At 33.4% G+C, this 26,655-nt stretch carries 18 protein-coding genes and 1 tRNA gene; 10 read left to right on the forward strand and 9 right to left on the reverse strand.

What is annotated here, in order from left to right; translation table 11 throughout:
• Positions 1-498 precede the first annotated feature (498 nt).
• The gene (locus tag DKK79_RS07095) at positions 499-1,212 is read left to right on the forward strand and encodes a helix-turn-helix domain-containing protein (protein ID WP_034882124.1); all 714 of its coding nucleotides are present in this window, start codon (positions 499-501) and stop codon (positions 1,210-1,212) included.
• A gap of 47 nt (positions 1,213-1,259) precedes the next feature.
• Entirely contained in the window at positions 1,260-2,306 is a 1,047-nt protein-coding gene (locus DKK79_RS07100; RefSeq protein WP_220019074.1) for a YdgH/BhsA/McbA-like domain containing protein, read from the forward strand.
• A gap of 45 nt (positions 2,307-2,351) precedes the next feature.
• Here the strand turns inward: DKK79_RS07100 and hrpA are convergent, their stop codons facing one another.
• Positions 2,352-6,221, reverse strand: a complete 3,870-nt coding sequence (gene hrpA, locus DKK79_RS07105; protein WP_110423474.1) for an ATP-dependent RNA helicase HrpA — start codon at positions 6,219-6,221, stop codon at positions 2,352-2,354.
• 73 nt (positions 6,222-6,294) lie between these two features.
• Between hrpA and DKK79_RS07110 the strand changes: the two genes are divergently transcribed.
• From DKK79_RS07110 to DKK79_RS07125, 4 genes are all read left to right on the forward strand, one after another.
• Positions 6,295-6,714 (forward strand): META domain-containing protein, encoded by a 420-nt coding sequence (locus tag DKK79_RS07110; protein WP_110423475.1) that lies wholly within the window; start codon positions 6,295-6,297, stop codon positions 6,712-6,714.
• A gap of 330 nt (positions 6,715-7,044) precedes the next feature.
• The gene (gene pykF / locus DKK79_RS07115) at positions 7,045-8,457 is read left to right on the forward strand and encodes a pyruvate kinase PykF (RefSeq protein WP_034882116.1); all 1,413 of its coding nucleotides are present in this window, start codon (positions 7,045-7,047) and stop codon (positions 8,455-8,457) included.
• A 113-nt stretch (positions 8,458-8,570) separates the two neighbouring features.
• On the forward strand, positions 8,571-10,628 hold the full coding sequence (ppk1, locus tag DKK79_RS07120) for a polyphosphate kinase 1 (protein WP_110423476.1): 2,058 nt from the start codon (positions 8,571-8,573) through the stop codon (positions 10,626-10,628).
• Positions 10,629-10,639: 11 nt separating this feature from the next.
• The gene (locus DKK79_RS07125; RefSeq protein WP_220019076.1) at positions 10,640-12,163 is read left to right on the forward strand and encodes a Ppx/GppA phosphatase family protein; all 1,524 of its coding nucleotides are present in this window, start codon (positions 10,640-10,642) and stop codon (positions 12,161-12,163) included.
• A 69-nt stretch (positions 12,164-12,232) separates the two neighbouring features.
• Here DKK79_RS07125 and DKK79_RS07130 read toward each other — a convergent pair whose 3' ends face one another.
• From DKK79_RS07130 to DKK79_RS07140, 3 genes are all read right to left on the reverse strand, one after another.
• Positions 12,233-13,693, reverse strand: coding sequence for a DASS family sodium-coupled anion symporter (locus tag DKK79_RS07130; RefSeq protein WP_110423477.1), 1,461 nt, complete (start codon positions 13,691-13,693; stop codon positions 12,233-12,235).
• A gap of 77 nt (positions 13,694-13,770) precedes the next feature.
• Positions 13,771-14,733, reverse strand: coding sequence for an FAD:protein FMN transferase (locus DKK79_RS07135; RefSeq protein WP_110423478.1), 963 nt, complete (start codon positions 14,731-14,733; stop codon positions 13,771-13,773).
• A 30-nt stretch (positions 14,734-14,763) separates the two neighbouring features.
• Entirely contained in the window at positions 14,764-17,535 is a 2,772-nt protein-coding gene (locus tag DKK79_RS07140; protein WP_110423479.1) for a flavocytochrome c, read from the reverse strand.
• Positions 17,536-18,054: 519 nt separating this feature from the next.
• Here DKK79_RS07140 and DKK79_RS07150 point away from each other — a divergent pair.
• Complete coding sequence (locus tag DKK79_RS07150; RefSeq protein ID WP_110423481.1) at positions 18,055-19,104, forward strand: dihydroorotate oxidase; 1,050 nt, start codon at positions 18,055-18,057, stop codon at positions 19,102-19,104.
• A 76-nt stretch (positions 19,105-19,180) separates the two neighbouring features.
• Here the strand turns inward: DKK79_RS07150 and DKK79_RS07155 are convergent, their stop codons facing one another.
• The 3 genes from DKK79_RS07155 to dnaQ form a co-directional block, all read right to left on the reverse strand.
• Complete coding sequence (locus DKK79_RS07155) at positions 19,181-19,546, reverse strand: YbaN family protein (protein ID WP_110423482.1); 366 nt, start codon at positions 19,544-19,546, stop codon at positions 19,181-19,183.
• Between the two features lie 924 nt (positions 19,547-20,470).
• Positions 20,471-20,547, reverse strand: a tRNA-Asp gene (locus DKK79_RS07160).
• Positions 20,548-20,660: 113 nt separating this feature from the next.
• Positions 20,661-21,392: a DNA polymerase III subunit epsilon gene (dnaQ, locus tag DKK79_RS07165; RefSeq protein WP_110423483.1), complete on the reverse strand. Its 732-nt coding sequence runs from the start codon at positions 21,390-21,392 to the stop codon at positions 20,661-20,663.
• A gap of 176 nt (positions 21,393-21,568) precedes the next feature.
• Between dnaQ and rnhA the strand changes: the two genes are divergently transcribed.
• The 3 genes from rnhA (at position 21,569) to DKK79_RS07180 (ending at position 24,153) form a co-directional block, all read left to right on the forward strand.
• The gene (gene rnhA, locus DKK79_RS07170) at positions 21,569-22,042 is read left to right on the forward strand and encodes a ribonuclease HI (RefSeq protein WP_110423484.1); all 474 of its coding nucleotides are present in this window, start codon (positions 21,569-21,571) and stop codon (positions 22,040-22,042) included.
• A gap of 80 nt (positions 22,043-22,122) precedes the next feature.
• Positions 22,123-22,851, forward strand: coding sequence for a hydroxyacylglutathione hydrolase (gene gloB / locus DKK79_RS07175; RefSeq protein WP_110423485.1), 729 nt, complete (start codon positions 22,123-22,125; stop codon positions 22,849-22,851).
• 192 nt (positions 22,852-23,043) lie between these two features.
• Positions 23,044-24,153 (forward strand): transglycosylase SLT domain-containing protein, encoded by a 1,110-nt coding sequence (locus DKK79_RS07180; protein ID WP_220019082.1) that lies wholly within the window; start codon positions 23,044-23,046, stop codon positions 24,151-24,153.
• Here the strand turns inward: DKK79_RS07180 and DKK79_RS07185 are convergent.
• Both DKK79_RS07185 and gshA read right to left on the reverse strand, forming a co-directional pair.
• Positions 24,125-24,913, reverse strand: coding sequence for an endonuclease/exonuclease/phosphatase family protein (locus DKK79_RS07185; RefSeq protein ID WP_110423487.1), 789 nt, complete (start codon positions 24,911-24,913; stop codon positions 24,125-24,127). The genes DKK79_RS07180 and DKK79_RS07185 overlap by 29 nt on opposite strands.
• Positions 24,906-26,477, reverse strand: a complete 1,572-nt coding sequence (gshA, locus tag DKK79_RS07190; RefSeq protein WP_110423488.1) for a glutamate--cysteine ligase — start codon at positions 26,475-26,477, stop codon at positions 24,906-24,908. The genes DKK79_RS07185 and gshA overlap by 8 nt, the downstream gene beginning before the upstream one ends.
• Between the last annotated feature and the right edge of the window lie 178 nt (positions 26,478-26,655).

Consider the following 26,655-nt stretch of genomic DNA (forward strand, 5'->3'; position numbering starts at 1 on the left):
CATATACATAATCTATATCTATAACAACAGAAAAATAATGCAATATGGATAGAGTTATATTGATATTGATTTTTAGCAAACAACATCCTGGGTATTAAGAGCCGACATCTTATGATAGCTATGATAGCAATGAAAACCTTTTATTATTTAAATTTGCATCATGATTTAGCATCATTTAGCATCCCTATTATAAAATTATTTTAGTGCGCATAATGTATATTATGTTAAATAATAAATATTAAATAGAATCCATTTAGTAAGTTATCTTCAATCAACGATTTTAAATCTGTAAAACACTATTTTTTTTCAAAAAATTGATTTATATTATTTAAATTACTTATCTTTTCTTTATGATAAGTAAAAAATTTAACGGTGATTTTCTATTCCTTTTCTTTTTATTGAATAATAAAATAAACAAGAAATGGGTGATTTTTGTTTTATCGCAATATATGGTACCCTTATCACCCCCAAATTTATTGCGTTTATATTTAGGATAATATGCATAGTATTTATAAGACATTACGTTCCAATAGTTATTCTGTTCCGTGTGAATTATGTAGTATTAGCGGACTGTGTGTTCCAAGGTTACTCAACAATACATTAAGTAGTGTTTTAGAACGTAAAAAATCTTATTCCAAGGACGAAATAATAGTTAAAGCAAAAAAACCATTAAAAAAATTTTTCATTGTTCACTCTGGTGCACTCAAAACTTTTGTAACAACACCTGATAACAATGAACAAATTAATGGATTTTATTTACCTGGAGATATTGTTGGATTAGACGCTATTTCAACAAAAGTTTATAACAATAATGTTCAAGCGTTAAGCAATACATCAATCTGTGAACTTTATTATGATGAATTGATGAACATGATTGATACTCATAAAGATGTTAGAGATTTAGTATTGAAATTACTAAGTGCCGATATTTATAATTATCAAAAATTGGTTCTATGTTACTCTCAGAAAAAATCCGATGAACGTCTCGCCACTTTTATTTACTCTCTTTACCTTCGATATCAGCAGAGAGGACACACTTCTTTAAGTATAAAATTATCAATGAGTCGTGCCGATATAGCTAATTATTTAGGATTAACCATTGAAACTGTTAGTCGTAATTTATCAAAAATGCAAGAGCAAAATATTTTATCAGCTAAAGGTAAATACATATATATTAATAATTTGGAAGCTTTAATAGATTTAGTAAATTGAATTTATTTGTGCTAAAATAATCGAAAATTTATTGTAAGGTTTTTTATATGACAAGTTTAAAAAAAACAATTATCGCTATCTCTGTCGCGCTTATTCCTTTTTGTTCTTTTGCTGCACAGCAATTAACAGAAGAACAAGCCAACAGTATGCAATCTTTTAAAAGTATTACAATTCGTGGTGCATTTTATACTGATAGCGATTATGTTATGGCTATGTCAAAAGCTGCAGATAATGAGGGTGCAGCTTCTTTTTATATAACAACAACAAATATTAGTCCTTCCAATGATACATTACGTATTGTTTACGCAAAATTATACAAATCAGATGCACCTAAAGCTGTCGAAAAAACAGAAACTTTACGTAAGTTTGAAGGAGTATATGAATACCCAAAATCAAAAGCTATTCGTTTAGAGCCATTTAATATTGTGCGTATTCGTGGTTACTTTCCAACTGATTATGATATAAACCAAGCTATAGCTAAAGAAGCATCTGCTCAAGGTGCATATGGTTTCTATATTGATTCTCGTTCAGAATTAGGGAGTAATTTACAAATAGCTGCTTATTTGTTTAAAAAAGATGCTCCAGAACGTAAGTTACAACCTGAAAACGCAATACCTTATGACTCTGAGGCCGGTCAATTGGCCTTAGCTCAAGGTGGTGAAGCCGCAATGCAAGTTGAAAAACCTGGTTATTATTCCTCTTCTGCATTCAATGAAAAATATTATGCAGATAAATTTAATAATAAAGTTATTGAAAAAAGCACTACCACAACTACAGCCACAACTGCTAAAGTTGCAACACCATCAGATAGTGGAACAAACAACTCTGTAGTTACCGAACCTCAAAGAGTTACTCGTTATACGGTTACGCTGTCTGATGGGCGAAAAATTCAGGAACTTAATGACGCAACAGCTGCTAAGATGGTTGCTTTTGATACGATAAAGTTCAGAGGATATTATGTAACTGATCAGGAAATTTCCTATCAAGCCGGAAAACGTGCTATTGAAGGCGGTGCAAAATATTACCACATTGCTCGAATTGCTCACGATTCAAAAGGACCAAATATCACAGTATTTGTTGATCTTTATAAATAATAAAAATGGGCGTCTAAACGCCCTTTTTTACAACTCGATTTTTTATCACAATTCAGAAGATACCATTTCAATTTGTTGTTTTACCCGTTTTGCAGAAATTGGAAATGGTGTTCCAAGTTGCTGAGCAAATAGATTGACTCTAAGTTCTTCTATCATCCATCTTATATTGGTAACTTTGCCCAATGTTTTTTGATTTTCTGGCAAACTATTCACCCAATTTTGATATTCATTTTTTACATCTTCGATAACACTCATCGCTTGTCTATCTTTCGCAATATTAATACTAAGCTTCTCTAAACGTTTTTCAATAGCAGATAAATAACGATAAATGTCGTGTAGTTTGTCATAACCTGTTTTGGCAACAAAACCTTTATAAATTAATTCACTAACCTGCTGTTTTATGTCTGATAATGCAAATGCTAAGGATAAATCAACTCGACCTTTTAATTTTTTATTAATATTAAAATGAAGAGTTAATATTGATTCAACTTGTTTTGCAATATCTACCACTGTTTCATTGATATGATTTTTAGTATAAGTTAATAATTGTTGAAATTGTTCTTGATTATGAACCTTCTGATTATTCTTTTTAATTAAATGATCTATTCCGCAAGCAATACAATCATCAATAAGATTAAGTACAGTACCAAACGAATTAAAATATAAGCCTAATTTAGATTTATTTGGTAACTTTTCATGTAGATATTTTATTGGCGATGGAATATTTAAAATCAACAGCCGCCTAATTCCAAGCATTGTCAATCGCCTTTGTTCTTCAATTGAATCAACGAGTTTTATGCTAACCGAATTTTGGTTATCAATGATTGCAGGATAAGCTTTGACTGTGTAATTATTCTGTTTTTCTTCGTATATACTTGGTAACACACCAAAATCCCAATCGGTAATATTACTTTGCTCTATTTGTAATGATTTTTTTTGAGTCAATGATGATAAAGCCTTTTGAACTTCGCTCTTAAGTTGTTCTTTAAGCTTCATTAGATCTTTACCATAAGCAATTTCATGATGATGATCTACAATACTAAAATTCATCTTAAGGTAATTGGGTATTTGATCTAACTGCCAATCGGTGGATTTAATTCTAACGCCCGTCATTTTTCTAAATTCATTTTCTAATGCTTCAAGTAAAGGATGCTCGGTTGAATTGACTCTACTTAAAAACGCATCAGCATAGTTAGGTGCAGGAACTAAACTTTTACGTAATGATTTAGGCAACGATTTGATTAAAGCAATAATTAAATCATAGCGAAAACCAGGAACTTGCCAGTCAAATCCTTTATTTTTTATTTGATTTAATACATTAAGCGGAATAGATATTGTTACACCGTCACGAGAATTACCAATGTCAAATTGATAAGTTAATGGTAATTTCAAATTATCCTGATACCAAAAATCAGGATAATCATTAAGTTTTACCGGTTGTGCTGATTGTTTAATCAACATATTTTTTTCAACATTCAAAAAATCAGGATCAACTTTTTTTTTGTTTTTCCACCAAGTATCAAAATGCTTTGCAGAAATAATTGATTTGTCTATTCGTTTATCATAAAAATCATACAGGTCATCATCATCAATTAGAATATCTTGACGCCGAGACTTATGTTCAAGATCTTCTACTTCATTAATTAAATTCTGATTCTGTTTATAAAAAATATGATTAGTCAGCCAATCGCCCTCAACTAAAGCATGGCGAATAAATAAAGAACGACTTAATATTGGATCAATTTTACTATAATTAATTATGCGACTGGCAAGAATTGGTAAGCCGAATAACGTCACCTTTTCATTAGCAATAGTCGTTCCCTGTTTTTTAGACCACCTAGGTTCGCTATAACTATATTTTACTAGATGTTTGGCTATTGGTTCGATCCATTCTGCTTCAATTTTAGCTGCCGTTCTGCCCCACAATCGGCTTGTTTCGACAAGTTCACTAGCAATACACCATTTGGGTTGATTTTTGAAAATGGCTGAATTTGGAAAAATAGAAAATTTAATATTTCTTGCACCAATATATTCATGCTTTTCAATTTCTTTCATTCCAACATGCGATAACAAGCCACTTAACAGTGCCGTATGTAGTGATCGGTAATCAGCTAATTGGCTGTTAATAGGAAAAGCGAGTTGTTTAACTGTTTGCCTAATTTGCGTATAAACATCTTGCCATTCACGAATTCTAAGATAATTAAGATATTCTTTTTGACATAATCGTCTAAATTGATTACCAGACAACTCAGCTTGTTGACTTGCTACATAGTTCCATAAATTAATCAGTGAGATAAAATCAGATTCCTTATCTGCAAATCTACGATGTTTCTCATCTGAAGCTTGTTGCTTATCAAATGGTCGTTCTCTAGGATCTTGTATAGATAATGCAGCCGTAATAATCATTATTTCTTTTATACAACCTAATCGTCTCGCTTCAACCAACATTCTAGCTAGTCTAGGATCGATTGGTAATTGCGATAAAATTCGCCCTATCTCGGTTAAATGATAATGATGATGTTTAGTATATATAGCACCTAATTCTTCTAATAGCCGTACCCCATCACGAATATACCTAGAATCAGGAGACTCAACAAATGGAAAAGCCGTTATATCACCTAATCCCAATGATGTCATTTGCAATATAACTGAAGCTAAATTGGTTCGGAGAATTTCGGGCTCAGTGAATTCTGGTCGAGATAAAAAATCTTGTTCATCATATAGACGGATACAAATACCATCGGAAGTTCTACCGCAACGCCCTTTGCGTTGATTTGCTGACGCTTGAGAAATAGGCTCAATCGGTAACCGTTGAACTTTGGTACGATAGCTGTAACGACTAATTCTTGCTAAACCCGGGTCGATAACATATTTAATACCTGGAACAGTTAACGATGTTTCCGCTACATTTGTTGCTAAAACAATTCGCCTTGCAGTGTGTGATTGAAAGATACGATTTTGCTCAGTTGCAGATAATCTCGCATATAAAGGTAAAATTTCGGTATGCTTGAGCTCTAATTTTTTTAATGTTTCAGCCAGATCACGTATTTCTCGCTCTCCAGTTAGAAAAATTAAAATATCCCCAGCACTTTCAGCTGATAATTCATCGATTGCATCAATAATAGGTTGAAAATCATTATTTTTATCGTTTTCAGAATCCTCAGTAAAAATAGTTGGGCGGTATCTAACTTCAACAGGATAAGTTCTCCCAGACACTTCAATAATAGGCGCCTGATTAAAATGGTTTGAAAAACGTTCAACATCAATTGTCGCTGAAGTTATAATGACCTTTAAATCAGGGCGTTTAGGTAATAATTGTTTCAAATAACCTAAAATAAAATCGATATTTAAACTACGTTCATGAGCTTCATCAATAATAATCGTATCATATTGAAGTAATAATCTATCCTGCTGAATTTCTGCTAATAAAATCCCGTCAGTCATAAGTTTAACTAAGGTAGTTTCACTGATATGATCTGAAAATCTAACTTTATAACCTACTAATTGCCCTATTTCTGTATTTAATTCTTCTGCTATACGATTTGCAACCGAGCGAGCAGCTAGTCTTCTCGGTTGGGTATGACCAATGAGACCTTTGACCCCTAAACCTAATTCTAAGCATATTTTAGGTATTTGCGTGGTCTTTCCTGAACCAGTTTCTCCGGCAATAATCACAACTTGATTATTTTTTATTGCTTCGGATATCGTCTGTTTTTTATCGACTACAGGTAAATTATCAGGAAAATTAATGTGATTAGGTAACGATTTTAATCGGTCATGATAATGTTCAACAGCTTGATTAATAGCTGATTGAATATCGTTAAAATTTGGTATTTTATTTGAAAGCTTTCTTATTTTGTATTTATCTAAGAAAGTCATTGATTCTAAAGATTTAATTTGCTGTTGAGTTAACATAAAAGTAAAATAATCGTATCCAATTTTTAATTGAATTCATTATAACAAATTTAACCTTCTATTAGGAATTAAGATGAAAAAGACTTTACTATTAGCTGTACTACTTATTGGAACTCTAATAATGACAGGTTGTGATCAATCCAACAAGGTTAAAGCAGAAGATTTGCTGCACCATCGCTTTGTGTTAATTAAAGCTAATGGTCAAGATATTTCACCTGATAAACATGCAGAACTTGAGTTTGGTGAAAACCTAAACATTTCAGGACAAATGTGTAATTATTTTACAACCAAAGTAACATTAATAAATGATACGATTATAAGTCCTACATTAAATATAACACACATGGTTTGTGAAGATAACCAATTGGATAAATTAGATACTATTATTACTCAATTAATTCAAAATGGTGCATCAGTTATTTTGAACAACGAACAATTAACATTAAAAAATAAAGATAATGAATTAATTTACCAACTTAAGGATCTGATGTAATTTGATTGAATATCTTTTATAACTTCTAAGCTGAAATTGTATACAAGAATGAAATTCTACTTTTTCTTAAGCAAATGATGTTTAGTTTTTTGATAAAAAACTTTATTTAAAATGTCGATAAGACTATAATATAAAAAGTTTTAAGGATACCGTTTTTTGATGAAATTAATTAATTCTTTAAATATGGTTTTTTATAAGAGTAACTTAAAGAAGTTACTCTTCCCCTTTTTATACCAATGCATTAGCATTGGTTTTTTTTGTTTAAATATTTTTAATTAAAACCATTTATTCAAATTTGTACATTAACTTTAACAACTAGTAGATAATATTATGAAAAAGACAAAAATTGTTTGTACTATAGGTCCAAAATCCGAATCAAAAGAGATGTTAACAAAATTATTAAATGCAGGCATGAATGTAATGCGTTTAAACTTCTCTCATGGTGATTTTGAAGAGCATGGTAATCGAATTAAAAACTTACGTGAAGTAATGCAAGAAACTGGCTTGAAAGCAGCCATTATGCTGGATACCAAAGGGCCTGAAATCCGAACTATTAAGCTTGAAGGTGGTAATGATGTATCACTAGTAGCGGGTCAAACTTTCACTTTTACTACAGATGAAAATGTAGTTGGTAACTCAGAACGTGTAGCAGTTACTTATAAAGGTTTCGCTCAAGATCTAAAACCAGGTAACCGAGTGTTGGTGGATGATGGCTTAATCGCTATGGATGTTCAAGAAATCAAAGGTAACGAAGTTATTTGTAAAGTATTGAATAACGGTGACCTTGGTGAAAACAAAGGTATTAACTTACCTGGCGTTTCAATTAAATTACCTGCACTTGCTGAAAAAGATAAAAATGATTTAATTTTTGGTTGTGAGCAAGGCGTTGACTTTATTGCAGCATCATTTATCCGTAAACGTTCTGACGTAGAAGATATTCGTGCTCATCTTAAAGCTCACGGCGGTGAAGAAATTAAAATCATCTCTAAAATCGAAAACCAAGAAGGTTTAGATAATTTTGATGAAATTCTTGAAGCATCTGACGGTATCATGGTTGCTCGTGGTGACTTAGGTGTAGAAATCGCGGTTGAAGAAGTTATTTTTGCTCAAAAAATGATGATCAAAAAATGTAACAAAGCGTCAAAACCAGTTATTACGGCAACGCAAATGTTAGATTCAATGATCAAAAATCCACGCCCTACTCGTGCTGAAGCGGGTGATGTTGCTAATGCGATCATTGATGGTACAGATGCAGTTATGTTATCTGGTGAAAGTGCTAAAGGTAAATATCCATTTGAAGCAGTTAGCGTGATGGCGACTATTTGTAAACGTACTGATGGCACTATTCCAGCTAAATTAGAGTTAACAACTAAAGAAGAAACATTACGTATTACTGCTGCTGTATGTTGTGGTGCTGTGGAAATCGCAGAACGATTAAATGTTCCATTAATAGTTGTTGCAACTCGTAGTGGTAAATCAGCTCGTGAACTTCGCCATTATTTCCCAACGGCTCGTATTTTGGCGCTATCTTCAAGCCAAAAAACTGTTAATCAATTAGCATTATCTAAAGGTGTTGAACCTATTTTAATTGATGCAATTAATTCAACAGACGATTTCTACCGTTTAGGTAAAGAAATGGCAGTTAAAATTTGTAATGTTAAACAAGGTGATACTATAGTTATGGTATCAGGTGCATTAGTTCCAAGTGGAACAACTAACACAACTTCTGTTCATCGCATCTAACCATTTTTAATTTTGTTTAAATGAATGATAAAAAGCTAGCTATATGCTAGCTTTTTTTTTAACTTCCGCTATTCTGTTATATATGAAATTAGTGGAATGGACATAATAAAAAAATGATAATAGAAAAAATATATTTACCCAAAGAGCTAAGTTGGTTGTCATTTAATCAACGGGTATTACAAGAGGCTGCAGATGAAAGTAATCCTCTTATAGAAAGAATCCGTTTTTTAGGCATCTACTCAAGCAATCTTGATGAATTTTATAAAGTCCAATTTGCAAATTTAAAAAAATATGTCCTTATTGAGCAAGAACAGGCTCAATCTACCTCAAATGCTAAACATTTATTACGGCAGGTTACTCAAAAAGTCATTCAACTTGAATTACAGTTTGATCAGCTCTATAACGAGCTATTATTAGAAATGGCAAGGAATCAGATTTTCTTAATAAATGAAAGGCAACTTACCACTTACCAAGAAACTTGGATAAAAAACTATTATAAACAAAATTTGAGGCAGTACATCACCCCTATTCTTTTAGATAGTCATACTGAATTAATCCAGTTTTTAAAAGATGATCATGCTTATTTAGCCGTTGAAATTATTTGTAAAGATAAAATTAGTTATGCATTACTCGAACTACCCACCGATAATGCTCCGCGTTTTGTGCTGTTGCCATCAGAAGTTTCCACCAAAAATAAATCAATCATCTTTTTAGATAACATTTTGCGTTATTGTTTAGCGGATATTTTTAAAGTTTTTTTTGATGCTGTAGAATTAAATGCTTATTCGATTAATATCAACCGTGATGCTGAATATGAATTAAACACTGAACTTGATAGTTTACTTGAACTCATGTCTCAAGGTTTAAAACAACGATTAACGGCACAACCGGTACGCTTCACTTATCAAAAAGATATGCCTAAAGCATTATTTGAATTATTGATAAATAAATTAAGATTAACCGAACAAGATGCCATGCCCGGAGGACGTTATCCTAACTTCAAAGATTTAGCTAATTTTCCAGATCTTGGTGTTAAAAACTTACTTAATAAACATTTACCTAGTCTTGCTTATAATCGATTCAAAAAATTCCGCAATGCTTTTGCAACCATCAAAGATCGTGATGTATTGCTCTATTATCCTTACTATTCATTTGGTCATGTGCTTGAGATTATGCGACAAGCATCGTTTGATCCTGCTGTCACTCATATTCGTATGAATATTTATCGAGTTGCTAAAGATTCTCGCTTTATTCATGCAGCAATAAATGCCGCCAACAATGGTAAAAAAGTCACAGTAGTAGTTGAACTACAAGCTCGATTTGATGAAGAAGCAAATATAAAATGGGCTAAAAGGTTAATTCGTAGTGGTATAAAAGTTATCTACTCACAACCAAAACTGAAAATTCATGCTAAATTATTCTTAATTGATCGAAAAGAAGACGATAGAATTGTTCGCTATGCCCATATAGGTTCGGGTAATTTCAACGAGAAAACAGCTCGGGTTTATACTGACTTTTCATTATTAACCGCCGATCCGGCTATTACTGATGAAGTGATCAAAGTATTTAACTTCATTGAAAATCCCTTCAAACCAGTTTCATTTAATCATCTACTCGTATCTCCGCAAAACACTCGTCAGCGTTTTTATGAATTTATTGAGCGTGAAATCAATAATGCCAAAGTGGGCAAGCCATCAGGGATCTATCTAAAACTTAATGCTATTACAGATAAAGAGATGATAGATCAACTTTATCGAGCTTCTTGTGCCGGTGTCAAAATTAGGATGATTGTCAGAGGAACCTGTGTGCTAGTACCACAAATTCCTAATTTAAGTGAAAATATTTATGTTACTAGTATAGTGGACCAATATTTAGAACATGCTAGAGTCTATATTTTTGAAAATGAAGGTAAAAAAGATACTTATATCTCATCGGCTGATTGGATGCCACGTAACCTAGATAACCGAATTGAAGTGGGAGTTAAAATTTTCGATCCCATTTTAAAATCGACTATTCATGACATTTTTAATTTGCAATGTAACGATAATGTCAAAGCCAGGATTATTGACAAAGATAATACGAACAATTATGTTCAACGAGGTAATAAGAAAAAAGTAAGGGCACAACATGCCATTTATGATTATTTAAAACATATGGAATCATCGGTCTAAGGATTTTAAACGTGAACAAATTCAATGAATATGCTGTCGTAGATTTAGGCTCTAATAGTTTTCACATGGTTATAGTCCGTAATATAGATGGGGCTAGGCAAATCATCTATAAAAATAAGAAAAATATTCATTTAGCCACCGGATTAAATGAATGTAATGAATTGAGTGAATCAAGTATTCAGCGAGGAATAGAGTGTTTAGCACTATTTGCCGAACGATTAAATGGATTTCCTCCAGAAAATGTTAGAATTGTCGCCACTTATACGCTACGTATTGCGACCAATAGACACAAATTCTTGAATGAAGCGGCCAAAGTTTTACCTTATCCTATTGAAATAATTTCTGGGCAGGAAGAGGCACGATTGATATATCTCGGTACAATGACCGCCGAGTCAACCAACGAAAGTGATACTAAATTTGTTATTGATATTGGTGGTGGTTCAACTGAAATAGCAATAGGTAAAGGTAATAATCTAAAACCAATACTTGTTGCCAGTCGACCAATGGGTTGTGTAACCTATACTAAACACTATTTTCCACAAAAAAAAATCGACAAAGACTCCTTTCTACAAGCAAAATTAGCCGCAGAACAACAAGTCGAAAATTTAATTAATATAATAAAAAAACAGAATATTACCGCTGCTTTTGGCACGTCAGGTACCATTAAAAGTATCTATAATATCTTACTTGATCTTGGGGTTAATGATGGGATTATCACCCCCAAACGATTAGATGACTTAATCAGTTATGTTTTAGAATTTAATGATTTTCATGCTATTGATTACCCATCCCTATCTGATGAAAGAAAGAATGTTTTTGTCAGTGGGCTTGCAATATTTAGTGGTGTCTTTAATGCATTAGGTTTGCAGCAACTGCAATTTAGTCCTTGTGCTTTACGTGAAGGTGTATTGTACGAACTTATCGATGGCCCAAATTACCGTGATATACGGGAAACCACCGCCGAATCACTATCACAGCATTATAATATTGATGAACGTCATGCTAAACAAGTTGTAAAAACGGCAAAGTACTTTTTTTCTCAATGGAAAGATCAAACTTCAATGATCGTACCGCATAGTGTGGAGTCAATCTTATATTGGTCTGCTCAGTTACATGAAGTCGGTTTGAAAATAAACTTTTCCTCAATTCATAAACATTCAAGTTATATATTAAAAAATAGTAATTTACCCGGATTCAATGAAGAACAACAACTGTTGTTATCCACCTTAGTTCGTTATCATCGTAAATCAATTAATATTGACGAGTTCCCTTATTTTAGCTTGTTTGAATTCAAACATATTATGGCGATGTTACAAATTTTAAGGTTATCGATACTGATTAACAACCAACGCAATACTGATTTAGACTTAAATGCTTTTCAGTTAGTTTTATCCAAAGAAAAATCAACTAAAGTGACGTTAGCCATTAATAAACATTTTGTTGAAAATAATCGTTTGATTTTGTTAGATTTAGAGCAAGAAAAAAAATATTGGAAAGCGGTTAATGATTGGAAGTTATCAATTGAAACCTTCTAATTTGAATTATTATTCTAACAATTAATTAAAAAACCGCCATTACTTTGGCGGTTTTGGTTATCGAATATATTAACCTAATCCAATAATTTTCCACCATAATATACCGATGGTAAAGACAATAATTAGGTTGACCACACTACAAATAAATCCAACTTTCCACCAAGTTTTTACTGGTACAAAACCTTCGGCAAAAAGTAATGGGTTTCGTGCATTTGCAAATTGCGTAATTGAACCGAAATAGTTAGTACAAATTACCAAAGCAAATATAGCTATCATTTGTGGAACACCTAATGCAATTGCAACAGATAAAAATACTGGGAACAATGCGGCAATATGCGCGTTACCACTTGCGAAGAAGTAATGCAAATAAACATAAGCAATGCATAAAATCACAATAACTAAAACCCAGCTACTATCACCTAAATGACCTTTTACTGCATTTCCGATGGTATCACCCAGCCACTTAGTTACACCAAGTTTATTTACTTGACCTGCCATCATTAACAGTGCGGCAAACCAAATTAAAGTATCCCATGCAGCTTTTTCACCTTTGATATCATCCCAGCTCAATACACCAGATAAGATTAAAATGGTTAAACCGATAAATGCGGTTGTAGTTGAATCAATACCGAAATTTTTACCGAAAATCCAAAGTGCTAAAAGTAGAATCACGGTAGAGCCCATAATGATCTCTTTAATAGTGATTGAACCCATTTTTTTAAGTTCTTCAGCAGCTAATTTTGGCGCTTCAGGGGTTTTCTTTAACTCTGGGTTGGTTAAGAAATAAATTACTAAAGGAATAACAATAAATGAAACCAAACAAGGAACTATAGCTGCTATAAACCATTGTCCCCATCCTAAGGTGATCCCAAGAGATGAAGTGACTAATTTTGCTGCTAATAAATTTCCCGTAAAAGCAGTTAAAAACATTGCTGAAGTAATGTCATTAACGTGACTTATGGTTAACATCAAAAATGTCCCAATACGGTTTCTTGATTCATCTTTAGGGTTGGATTTAAAGTTTATCGCTAAAGCTTCTGCTATTGGATAAATAACCCCACCAGCTCGAGCTGTAGTACTCGGAATAGCTGGAGCTAAAGCCACATCGGTTACCGATAGTCCATAAGCTAGACCTAATGTGTTCTTTCCTAGAATTTTAACTAAAAAATAAGCAATACGTTTGCTTAAACCGGTCTTGATAAATCCTCTGGCTATCATAAAGGCGATAACAATAAGCCAAATTAAACTACTATTTAATTCAGATAAAGAAATTTTGATTGCATCCGTAGCTGTTTCAGCACCAGATGGTCTTAATACAGCAAAAACCGTAATGGCTAATAAACCAATAGCGCCAATAGGCATAATTTCGGCCACAATACAGGCGATAGTTGCAACAAATATAATACTGGTTCGCCAACCTTGTAAACTAATCCCCTCTGGTGGGGATACCAAAAGCCACAAAATTGCAGATATCCCCGCAATAATGAGAAGTGGAAGCCATTTTACTGGCGGTTTCTTTGCTATATTCATATTTTTTTCCTTTTAATTAAAAAATTAATTTGATCAAATTCATAATGAAATGTTATAAACATATCTTATTGAAAAAATTAGTTTATTTGATATGTCCCATTAAGAAGTTGAAAAGCAAAATTGTCTAGGTTTACCAATTTTATTGTTTTGTTTTTCAATAAAAAAATACCTGACAGATTGCGATGTTTTTTTAAATACTCACATCCATTAATTGAACCAAAACCGTACAAAAGTGTTGAATAAATATCACCCTCAAGGGCGGTATCAGAAATCACCGTCACACTTTCTAATTCGTTATCCAAAGGATAACCGGTTTTAGAATCGAGAATGTGATGATAAAGATGATGATTTTGAATAAAGTAACGCTCATAAATTCCAGAAGTAACAATAGATTTATTTTTTACTTTAATTAGACCAACTAATTCATTCTGAGTTGAGGAGAAAGGTTTTTTAAGGCCAATGTGCCAATCACCTTGGCTATCAATCGGTGATTTACCTACTGTTAACACATTCCCGCCCAAATTAATTATTGCTTGATGAATATTATTTTGTCGTAAAACTTCTTTAATAACATCAGCAATATAACCTTTAGCTATCGCACCTAGATCTATTTCCATTCCCTCTTTTTTCAAAAAGACTGAACATGACTTAGCATCAAGTTGAATATCATTAGGATCAATCAATGATCTTTTATTCACTATTTGATCGCTACTAGGTATCTGATGGCCATTAAAACCTATCTTCCAGAGTTTAACTAATGGACCAATAGCGACATTAAAACTACTGTTTGGCATTAAGCTTATTTTGCAAGCTTGCTCTATAAGCGAATAAACAGCATGACTAATCCTTACAGGATGCTTTCCAGCAGCATTATTAATTAACATCACTTCAGATATTGGCCGATTAACAGTCAATCTATTTTCAAGCTGATTAATGGTTTTAAACACAAGTTGAACAACGAAATCATTTGGCTCAAAAAGCATTAATGATACCGTTGTTCCCATCATCGCTTGAGTATATTCATAACGTGAATTAACCATGTTAAATAAACTCAAGAATTATTTATCAATTTATTGATGGATATAGTCTGTAGCTTGCCTTCCAGCCTGCATACCGAAAATGATGATATCTGCTACTGCGTTACCGCCTATACGATTAGCGCCATGTACACCACCGACAACCTCACCTGCGGCAAATACACCTTGGATAACGTTTTTACCATTGTCGAGTACTTGCGTATGAGTATTGATAGTCACACCGCCCATGGTATGATGAACCCCAGGAGCAATTTTAATTGCATAGTAAGGGGCTTTATTTATTGGATGACGCATTCCTGTTGTTCTTCCATAATCTTCATCTTGTTTAGTATTCACAAACTGATTATAGCGTTCAATGGTGTTACATAGCGTATTTGCATCAATTGAGAGTTTTTGTGCTAACTCATTGATCGAATCAGCTTGTACCACGAGATCCTGGGAGACATATTCTTCAACAGCCTTGTTTTCATCCCGAACTTGTTGGTCAAATAATATATAAGAATAGTGTTCTGGTAATTTGATAATTTCGGCTGATACTTTGTCTCGAGTATCTAATTCATTAACAAAACGTTTCCCTGCTTGTGAAACCAAAATAGCACCACCCCCACGAATTGATTCAGAGATTAAATAAGAAGTCGTTTGTTCCACTGTTGGGTGAATTTGTATTTCTTTCATATCCACCGTGCCAGCACCTAATTTTTCCAAGATCATGATCCCCGAACCAGTAGCGCCTTTGTGATTAGTCGTGACAAATCCTTTGAGGTCAGGACGATATTTTTCAACCATTTCACGGTTAGCACTAAATCCACCAGTTGCAATAATCACGGCTTTAGCTTTAATGGTTTGAATCGAACCATCTTCTTCGGTAACTTTAACGCCAACAACTTTATGATTTTCAGTAATAATTTCAGTCACATTGCTATCAAGCATGACTTCGATACCTCGACGATTAATATTTTTAACTAAACCACTAATTAAATAACCGCCAACTGCTGCGCCACTGGCTGGACGATGCGTACGATCGACACTCATACCACCCGTTGTCGTAATCCCACTAAGTTCAATCCCATTATTGTCTAACCAATCAATGGCATCAGGGGCATTTTCAACGAAATATCGTAATAATTCAGGATTATTTTTATTTTTACCACCAGTCATGGTTTCGTTATAAAATAGATCTTTACTATCCACGATGCCTTTGAGTTTTTGGAATTTTGTTTCAGCAGCATTCATACCTGCTGAAGCTTTATTAGTATTTCCACCAATAACTGACATCTTTTCAACCACAACTACACTTGCACCTAGATCGTGAGCTTGAATAGCCGCGGCCAAACCTGCACCACCACTACCGACAACCACAACATCATAGGCTTTAGTATTAGGATCACCACCTTCGGCAATAATAGCTTCTTTGTTGGATTGAGCCATAGCCTTGGTTACGGCCTTTTTGAAAGCTTCACATTGCGATGTTGCCCCTGAAATGGCATCCACATGAGGACTGTTTGAATCAATGATGCGATGTTTGATTTCCGAAAAGTTATTTAAAACTTCACTATCATAATTAGTCGGGTTGACTAATTGCATATCTTTGATGAATTCTTTACCAAGTTCAACATTAATAACATAATCATAAGATTCATCATTGACAGTTTCTTGATAATTACCCGGTTTGAATTTTTTAACATTTAAATTTACATCTCGAATTAAGCTTTCAACTAATGAAAAATGCCATAAAGGTTCAGGAATATTAAGTTCTTCACGTTTATCACTGTTGATATAGAGTTCAAGTTGTTCGCCTTTTTTAATACGATCTGTCCAATCAGAATAAGCAATACAAGCTCGCCCAACTGCCACTAAATCAAAACCATTCTCTAACGCAGCTTCAACATCTTTCTCATTTACCACATTACCAACACCAACAACCGGTATTTTAGCTAAGGTTGCCGAACGCATTGCCACATATTTATTAATTAATGGTGTCGGATCTTCGGTATCAACGATTGATGGTCTTAAGATTGCTCCCATTGAAAAGTGAATGTAATCTAAGCCTTTTTCAGCCAACTTTTCAAGCAGATACATAGAGTCGTCAAAACGAATACCGGGAACTTCTAACTCTTCTGGTGAAAAACGATAACCGACAATAAAATCAGGATTTGCGTAACGTTTTACCATCTCATGAGTAATATCTAAGATTGCTAGTGGAAACAGTGCTCGGTTATCACGACTCCCTCCCCACTTATCATTCCGTTGGTTTGAATTAGGTGAATAAAATTGTTGGATGAGATAAGTGTTAGCGCCATGAATTTCGACTCCGTCAAATCCAGCTTGAATAGCACGACGAACCGCTTGACCAAACTTATCTATCATCTGCTCTACTTCTTCAGCGGTTAATTCTATAGGGGTGGCGGCACCGGGTCTTGGTGCCGCTATCGCACTTGGTCCTACAGGACTTTGGCCTCCGATGAGTTTAGGGTCAACCATTCTACCGCCGTGATAGACTTGAATAACTGCTTTCGAGCCTTTCTCTTTAATAGCTTGGGCTACCCTAGCTAGGCCTTCAATCTTATCGTCATTATCTAAACCAATAGCACCTGGAAAAGCTAATCCCTTATTATCTACAAAACCACATTCAACAATAATTGTGCCAATTTCACCAGCCCTTGCTCGATAATATTCGATTAAGTCATGAGTGACTGAACCTTCATAAAATCCCGAACATGTGGTCATTGGCGCCATCATAATACGATTTTTTAGAGTAATACCATTGGGTAACAGTACTGGTTTAAAAATATCTTTGTTTTTCATATTTCAATACCTAATCATTAATATTTAAATGTTAATATGGATCATAGCATCCGAAATTTTTCTTCTCCACTTACATAAGTTTCATTAGTCGCTAAATATCATTTTTTCGACAAAAAATTCCTTATATTTATTAATAATTTATAAAGCAATTTGCTAATACAGCTTTAAATGGTTGTCTATTTTTTATTACTTTGAAATCGTCAGCCTATTATGGGAGGTATACTAGTCTAAAAAAAAACACTGTAACTATTTCATTTACTTATAATTTTTTTGATATCTATCACTTGTAGTTTATTTTTATTCAGCTAGAATGCTTATCAAATTTAGAAAAGAGAATTTGATTATGCTTGTGGTGCAAACAAAAAAACCAATAACAAAAGTAAAATTAAATTGTCTTTTTATTTTGAATATGGATCCTCCTTTATGGAGGATTTTTTATATCTATAAATTTAACCTCTCAATTTTATATCAAATTATTTTTCAATACCACTTCAAGTACAGCCATAAACAGGAGATAGCATGAAACCTTTGATCCCTTTTTATAATCCAACTATTAGTTATGAAGATAATTATGCCAAAGGCCCTTTTGGCCTTTTTGCCGACTTAGACAAGGCAGAACAAGTTTCCACTAAACCAAGCAAATTCTTAAATGTTGAAGTCAATCTTCCATTTGGTCAGCCTGCCGGACCGCTATTGAATGCAAATTATATTAAAGCTGCTTTTGCCTATGGATTCGATTTATGTGTCTATAAAACAGTTAGAACTAAATTACATAAATGCCATCCATTACCTAATGTCTTATCGGTTCACCCTAAAGGCAAACTTACATGCAATTTAGACACTGTTTTAGCTGATACCAATTATAGTCAACCGTTATCCATAACCAATTCATTTGGTGTCCCATCATTTGCTCCGGATATTTGGCAGCCTGATATGGCTGATGCAGTCAAGGCAGCCGGTATTGGGCAATGTGTTATAGGTAGCTTCCAAGGTACTCAAGGTAATGGAGCGATTGAGCAGGATTATGCATTAGCTGCTAAATTAGTCAGAGAAACCAATGCGCCAATTTTAGAAGCCAATTTGAGTTGCCCGAATGAAGGCGCAAGTAAACTACTCTGTTTTGATGTAGATAGAGTTGAACGCATCGTGAATGAAATCAAAAATGCGGTACCGGATCGCCCTCTCATCTTAAAATTAGCTTACTTCCCTGATGATGAAAGAATTGTTTCATTATTAACTCGAGTAGGTAAAATAATTGATGGTTTAAGTGCAATCAATACCCTATCAGCAAAACCTGTAGATGCCAATGGACATCCAGCATTAGGGGAAAACCGCAAAGAAGGTGGAATCTGTGGTGACGCAATTCGTTGGGCGGGTTTAGATATGGTTAGTCGACTTAATAAATATCGTAAACAAATGGATTTAAAATTTGCCATTATCGGTGTGGGTGGCGTGAGTAACAGTGAACATTATCACCAATTTATCAATAATGGGGCTGATGCTGTTATGAGTGCAACTGGCGCTATGTGGAATCCATTATTGGCAATCGAAATCAAAAAAAGTCTTTAAGATAATTGAGTAATGTGATTTATCATGCTTATATTGTTACAGGGTAACTTTGTTGCCCTGTAATTTTTTATGCCCCCTATTTCTTCCTTAAAAAATAATAAGAACCAAATATCAGATGAGCAAGAAAAACGATTAACAAAATAATCCTAACATGCAAAGAATTAAATAAAATAAATGGAATTAATAAAATGATAAATACCATGGTTAACATTTTTATTAATCCTGTTTTTGAAATCTTTTTTTCAATAATCATTTTTTGTACATAAGTTTGATAATAACGCGTTTGAGTAAAATAGTTATAAAGGCGATCAGAACTATTTAACCATAGATATGCAGTAAGCAAATAAAAAGGCACTGTAGGCAACAGAGGAACAAAAATTCCCACCGTACCTAAAGCAAAAGAGATCCCACCAAGAAAAATAAATAGTGATTTTTTTAACATTTCTAATCAATTAAAATAACTTTAACTTGTACAAATAATTGTTGAAGATAACATAAATAGATAGAGAAAGTTACAATTAAATATCAAATGATAGAACAATGAGGCTCGAATCCCATTTTTAGAGAGAGAGATTAAATATAAGTGGCTATAGTACATTTAAATCGAAATATCACTGCTAAGCTAGATTCATGTTGTGATATCACCTATATTTGAAATTAAAATCAGTTGGTTCAGATTTATTATATCAATAATCGTGAATTAGTTTTGTTTACATGAATTAGTTAAACAATAGAACAATATTGATTAAGATACGATAAACAAGGATACAATCATAGAAGATGATTGATGATGATAAACACGATACAACCTTTGATGAACTTAAGAAAAAAGCATGAGCCAATCCAGTTGCCCGAACGGCATATGACGAAGCTGAAGAAGAATGGAAACTAGCACAATTATTACTTTCAGCAAGAGAATATATTCAGCTATCTTAAACTGAGTTAGCGAAGCGTTTAAGTGTTTCATCTGTCAGAATAAAAAATATTGAGGGTAATCCTTTAAATACAAATTTTAAAATAATTCTGAAATATTTTAATGCATGTAATGTGAAATTAAATTTTAGCCTAAAATAAAACCTATAACGGAGATATATCTCCGTTTTTATATCAATTTATATCTAAATTTCAACTAATAAGCTCTTTAAATAACCAGCGGGATATTAAACAAAATATGCCCCCACCTTTTGTGAAAAATTAGAGCTAAAAAAAGAGTATAAAAAATTAATTTGTTGTTACGAAATTTATTTTGTATTTATTAACAATAAATAGATCAAAGTAAAATTAATCAAGAAATGTTATAAATTTTATATGGATAGTTTTATAGAATTTTTTGTATTATACACAAATTGAGTAAACTTTTAAGAATTGGCGGAACGGACGGGGCTCGAACCCGCGACCCCCTGCGTGACAGGCAGGTATTCTAACCAACTGAACTACCGCTCCGCTTTTTAGACTCTTCAATGCTCGGCATCAAAGTAGGCGTGATATTAAAGATTATTTTTATTTTCGTCAATATAATTTTTTAAAATTATGTTTAATTGCATAGAAAACAATCATTAATGCACTTTCCATAATGCCCCACCACTCTTTTTATCAATTTTCTCTAAAATTGATTCATGGGCAGAAAGCTCAGTCTCATTCGCTTTAATCACAGATAATCGAGTTCCATTACGCTCAATTTTTTTGACGGTATTATTTAATATTGCGGATGGGTTATCTTCCGCACTAAAAGCCAACGTTGTTTGCCCACCAGTCATAGCTAGATATACTTCAGCTAAGATCTCGGCATCAAGTAAAGCGCCATGGAGGGTACGATGTGAATTATCAATTTCATAACGTTCACAAAGGGCATCTAAGTTATTACGTTTACCGGGGAATAACCGTCGCGCCATTGCTAATGTATCGGTAACAATACAATGATCGGCGGTTTTGAAATTTAACCCACAAAGGCGAAATTCATAATCCATAAATCCAATGTCGAAAGATGCGTTATGAATGACTAATTCGGCACCATCAATGAATTTAATAAAATCATGAGCAATATTTTTAAATATCGGTTTATCTTTAACAAATTCATCACTTATGCCATGAACTTTAAAAGCTCCTTCATCAATTAAACGTTCTGGATTAATGTAAACATGGAAATGGTTGCCAGTTAAGCGTCGATTTAAGACTTCAACAGCACCAATTTCAATAATCTTATGCCCCTCATAGTGATTATTGCCTTCTTGGTTCATACCTGTTGTTTCTGTATCTAATACAATTTGACGTGTCGAATGTGTTATCACGTTATACTCTTCTTTTTTTCTAGAATTGGGAAATTAACAATTTAGTGGTATAGTCTAACACCAAAACGTGCTGATGTTGATACCCACAGTACTTTAGTCGGTGGTCAGTCAACATCACCGATGTTTTATCAAAATTTAATCCTAATTATTATTCAATAGGCAAAAGTTTATTTAGTATGGCAAAAAAAATAGAAATTTTTACAGATGGTTCTTGTTTAGGTAATCCTGGACCTGGTGGTTATGCTGCGATTTTAAAATATAAACAGACAGAAAAAATATTATCTAATGGTTATTATAAAACCACCAATAATCGAATGGAATTATTAGCAGCAATTGTTGCTTTAGAACAGCTTAAAGAAGCATGTGAAGTTCAACTTTATTCTGACAGTCAATATTTACGTAATGGTATTATGAATTGGATCCATGGTTGGAAAAAGAATGGTTGGAAAACTGCAAACAAACAGCCAGTTAAAAATGTTGATTTATGGCAACGTTTAGATGAACTAGTTAAATCACATCATATCGAATGGATTTGGGTTAAAGGTCATGCCGGTCACATTGAAAACGAACGTTGTGATATTATTGCTAAAACGCAAGCAGAATCACCCACTTTACATGACACCATTTTCGAAACATCATCAACGGATTGAGCAGATAAAATTTCAAGATAACATTTTAGATAACTATTTACCTATTTAACTGTTTAAATAACTAACAAGGTGCTAACATTATGTATAAATTACATGTGATCCCCGCTTTAAAAGACAATTATATTTGGTTACTTGAAAACAACGATAAACAAATTGTCATCATTGACCCAGGCGAAGCAATGCCCGTAATTAGTTATCTAAAAAAACATCACCTCTGTCCCCTTGCAATTTTACTTACACACCACCATATCGATCATGCTGGCGGGGTAAGCGAGCTTAAAGCATCTTATCCCGATATTGAAGTTTACGGGCCTAGTGAAATTAATTTGCAGATTAACTATCTAGATAAGTTAGCTAAAATATCAATTAGCGATTTTCGATTTGATATTATTTCAGTACCGGGACACACATTAGGACATCTAGCTTATTATTGTCAGCCATATCTATTTTGTGGTGATAGCTTGTTTTCTGCTGGTTGCGGTAGAATTTTTGCGAGTAATTATAAGCTAATGCTAAGCTCGCTTAATAAATTAAAGCAACTTCCTGATGATACGCTTGTCTGTGCTGGACACGAATATACCTTAGCTAATTTAAACTTTGCCAAAATGATGGTCCCTGATGATCAAGCTATTCTCGAGTATGATAAGTTTGTTCGCAAAAAGAACATCACTTTGCCGTCTATTTTAACCCAAGAAAAACAGATCAACTTATTTTTACGCTGTGAAGAGAAAATTTTACAGAATAAATTTAGTTGTAACAATGAGTTAGAACTGTTTGTTTTTTTTAGGAGCCAAAAGGATATTTTTTAGGTATAATACTTTGCTTAAATTAATGTCCTAACTTATAAACTAATGAAAAAATTATTAATATTTACAATTTTATGTGCTTTTTTGGTCGGGTGTCAGAATCCTGGTTCTGGGTACACTGCTGGCTCAAAAACATACAATTCTAAATCAATATTTAATTCAAGCGTTAGAAGTGGTGGTGTTAATTACGCTTCAGTGACACAAAATCCTTGGCATTACATGCTAACGCAAATTAATGTCAATGTGCCAAATAACAGTCGTGTTGTTGCCGAAAGAGAACGTTTATTACGCAATCCGCAGAGATTTGAAAACGTTGCTCTGCGATCTGAACCTTATGTATATTACATCATCAATCAGTTACGAAAAAATAATCTACCTGTTGAACTCGCTTTAATTCCATTGATTGAGAGCGCCTACGATCCTTTAGCTACCTCACCTGCACAGGCAGCTGGTTTATGGCAATTTGTGCCAATTACAGCAAAAGAATATGGCTTAATAAATAGCAATACCTTTGATGGTCGTCGTGATTTAATTGCGTCAACAGGTTCTGCCATTTCGCTATTACAAAACCTCAATAACCGTTTTAACGGTGATTGGTTGTTAACTTTAGCGGCGTATAATGCTGGTGAAGGCCGTGTTCGACGAGCCATAGAAAAAAATAAAGAAAAAGGATTACCAATTAATTATTGGTCTTTGGAATTACCACAAGAAACCATGCAATATGTACCAAAAATATTAGCAATTATCGATATTGTTAAAAATAACAAACGCTATGGTATCAAATTGCCTGATTGTAACTATCAAAATTCTTTAGTCAGAATTGATATGTCTAAAAATATCTCATTGGCTAAAATAGCTAAATATACTGGATTATCGCTAAATGATTTAATGACATACAATGCCGGTTATTTACAACAAACAGTAAGTGGTCCTTTCCACCTATTAGTTCCTTATTCTCATGCAGAAAATCTATTTAAAAAATTAAAAAAAGAGAATCTAGTTACGAATAAAGTGACTGAACTTTTAGAAGATGTACCTCATAAAAGTATGCCATTTGAAATTAAATCAACGACTACGACGACTATTCAATACAGTACCGTTAGCGCTAAGGAAACCCAAACTATCTTAAAAAATGGCAAAAAACAAATTACCTACCAAGTTAAAGCTGGCGATAATCTTTATTCGATTGCCAAAAATTATCGGGTGAAAATCACTGATCTTTTACAATGGAATAAACTGAAAAATGGACGAGTTAAAGAAGGTGATGTGTTAAAAATTAAGTTGGTAAATTCAAATCCAATTTAAAATTAACAAACAATGGATTATGATCTGATGCGGCGGTATCGATAATTTTGGCCGCATCAAGTTTTAACCCTCGGTAAAATACAAAATCTAACGGCCTTCCTAAAAAAGTTTTTCGAATATCAATAGCAAAATTTACCGGTTTGAGCTTTATAGAACGAACCAAATGATAAAGCAGATTCAGTCGTTGCCGACTCCAAGCATTAAAATCCCCTGCCAAAATAACCGGTCCATTATGTTGTTTTATATAATTCAATAGCATGAACATTTGTTGGCGATAAATTTTTACCCCAATACTAAAGTTAATAGCATGAATATTGGCAACTAACAGCTGTTGAGTTGAATTTTTAATTGGATAAACGGTAATCAAGGCCGATTTAGGTACACGAATAAAAGGTTCTTTTTCTCTAAACGATAAAATCTTACTTGGTGCTGAATCGGTAATCGTCATTACTCCAGCAAAAATTTCATTAAAACAATAAGCAGGAACATGATCAGCAAGCTTACTATGTTCAGAGATAAAGTTTAATAATTGTGGTGTAGTTTGTGCTTCTTGTAATAATATCAATTTTGTTTGATTGGCGTATTGCTCAAGAATATGAATACAATTTGCCCTTTTCTGTTTAAATATATTCCAAACCAAAATCGAAAATGTTGTCTGATCAATTAATGGTTCATTATGAACCATCTTATGATTAGGCAATATTAATTCAACATCACTATTTCCAATATATCTTAATGTGTAGTCCCGATTTTTAAACATTTACGCCGTTCATTTTTTTTTGCAAATATTCATCAAATGACACAGTGTCATTTTGTTCTTTCTTCTGCTGCTTTTCAATCGACAAGGTTCTTTGTTGAACAAAATCGCCATCAGTTAATAGTTGTAAAGGTTCTGAAGTAAGCTGCTTTTTATATTGATTAGCCAAAACTAAGCCAAATTTAGAGGTACCTAAATCACTTATAGCTTCTAATGTTCTTGCTGAAAGTGTCAATTCTGGTTGATCAAACATAACATCAAGTCGTTCACAAACTTTGCGATATTGTTGTTTATCATCTTGATGATCTAATACATCGGCAACACGTAATAAGTCTTTGAAAAGGTCATGACCGACTTTAGCTAAAGGCTCTCGATAACTATCGCAACCTATGCCGATTTCTAAACCAGGCTTACGCCCTTCCATAATTACCCGATTCCAATTTAGTTTTGCGCATTCTAATTCACCACTACTCATTTCTGGTGCTGGTGCTAATGCACACCAAATTAAGAATAGATCGATAAAGCGAATCTGTTCTTCGGTAATACCGATTGGTGAGAACGGATTAACATCAAGTGCACGAACTTCAATATACTCAATTCCGCCACGTAATAACGCATCCGAAGGTGATTCACCTGATCGTGGCACACGTTTAGGGCGAATCGGAGCATAGAATTCATTTTCGATTTGTAAAACATTATCATTCAATTGACGATAATGGCCATCAACCTTAATCCCCAATTTACTAAATTCAGGTGATTTGGTTTTGGTGGCTCTTTTTAATCCCTCAACATAGGTATCTAAATGGTTAAAAGTAATACCTAACTGTTTTTGTGCATTATTAGTATAGCCAATATCACTTAAACGAAGAGATGTCGCATAAGGTAGATAACAATTACCATTGGTTTGTTCAATAAAAGCTTTTGCTTTCTCAGGATTTTGTATAAATGAAGAACACATTGAAGGTGATGCACCAAACAGATAAGGAATAACCCAACCAAAACGGTAATAGTTACGTATTAAAGTAAAATAACCTTCCGAGATAACCGCTTTACCTTCTTCACTGTTTTTTACGCCATCTCTTGCTTGCCAAAATGCCATCGGTAATGAAAAGTTATAATGAACACCAGAAATAGTCTGCATCATTGCGCCATAACGATTTTTCAAACCTTCACGATACACAGTTTTAAAACGGCCCTCATTAGACGTTCCATACTGAGCTAGGATAATATCGTCTTCGTTAGCAACAAAACATGGCATACTTAATGGCCACATTAGCTCATCACCAATATTCACACTTGCATAGCGATGTAAATCACGTAAAAAAGTCAACATGTAATCGATATTGGTATTAACCGGTGTGATAAATTCCAACAAAGACTCGGCAAAATCGGTAGTGATCCATGGGTGGGTTAATGCAGCCCCAATTTTTTGAGGAAAAGGTGTTTTTGATAGCGAACCATCAGGTAAAATACGTAATGTTTCACGTTCAAGCCCACGTTGAATACCCTGTAAAATAGTGTAGTGCTTCTCTAACCAACTTAGTGCTTTAGAAACATCAGGAATCATAATTGTATATTTCCTAAATTTAGTTCAAATTAGTTTAATTTTAACATAGTTTAGTGGTTTATATAGGTCATTTCACTACTAATTGCGAGAAAATAACCATTGATATAGACAAAAGAAGATTAATTAGTTGAACATAACTAACAACAAAACTATTATCTATTGAATAAATAATGGTTAG

Source organism: Gilliamella apicola (assembly GCF_003202915.1).
Taxonomy (GTDB): Bacteria; Pseudomonadota; Gammaproteobacteria; order Enterobacterales; family Orbaceae; genus Gilliamella; species Gilliamella apicola_Q.

Excerpts from the sequence above, each read along its gene's own strand:
- DKK79_RS07130 (WP_110423477.1), bottom strand. The coding sequence starts at position 13,693 with ATGAATATAGCAAAGAAACCGCCAGTAAAATGGCTTCCACTTCTCATT.
- gshA (WP_110423488.1), bottom strand. The coding sequence starts at position 26,477 with ATGATTCCTGATGTTTCTAAAGCACTAAGTTGGTTAGAGAAGCACTAC.
- DKK79_RS07100 (WP_220019074.1), top strand. The coding sequence starts at position 1,260 with ATGACAAGTTTAAAAAAAACAATTATCGCTATCTCTGTCGCGCTTATT.
- pykF (WP_034882116.1), top strand. The coding sequence starts at position 7,045 with ATGAAAAAGACAAAAATTGTTTGTACTATAGGTCCAAAATCCGAATCA.
- hrpA (WP_110423474.1), bottom strand. The coding sequence starts at position 6,221 with ATGTTAACTCAACAGCAAATTAAATCTTTAGAATCAATGACTTTCTTA.
- gloB (WP_110423485.1), top strand. The coding sequence starts at position 22,123 with ATGTATAAATTACATGTGATCCCCGCTTTAAAAGACAATTATATTTGG.
- rnhA (WP_110423484.1), top strand. The coding sequence starts at position 21,569 with ATGGCAAAAAAAATAGAAATTTTTACAGATGGTTCTTGTTTAGGTAAT.
- ppk1 (WP_110423476.1), top strand. The coding sequence starts at position 8,571 with ATGATAATAGAAAAAATATATTTACCCAAAGAGCTAAGTTGGTTGTCA.
- DKK79_RS07150 (WP_110423481.1), top strand. The coding sequence starts at position 18,055 with ATGAAACCTTTGATCCCTTTTTATAATCCAACTATTAGTTATGAAGAT.
- DKK79_RS07155 (WP_110423482.1), bottom strand. The coding sequence starts at position 19,546 with ATGTTAAAAAAATCACTATTTATTTTTCTTGGTGGGATCTCTTTTGCT.
- DKK79_RS07135 (WP_110423478.1), bottom strand. The coding sequence starts at position 14,733 with ATGGTTAATTCACGTTATGAATATACTCAAGCGATGATGGGAACAACG.
- DKK79_RS07140 (WP_110423479.1), bottom strand. The coding sequence starts at position 17,535 with ATGAAAAACAAAGATATTTTTAAACCAGTACTGTTACCCAATGGTATT.
- DKK79_RS07110 (WP_110423475.1), top strand. The coding sequence starts at position 6,295 with ATGAAAAAGACTTTACTATTAGCTGTACTACTTATTGGAACTCTAATA.
- DKK79_RS07095 (WP_034882124.1), top strand. The coding sequence starts at position 499 with ATGCATAGTATTTATAAGACATTACGTTCCAATAGTTATTCTGTTCCG.
- DKK79_RS07185 (WP_110423487.1), bottom strand. The coding sequence starts at position 24,913 with ATGTTTAAAAATCGGGACTACACATTAAGATATATTGGAAATAGTGAT.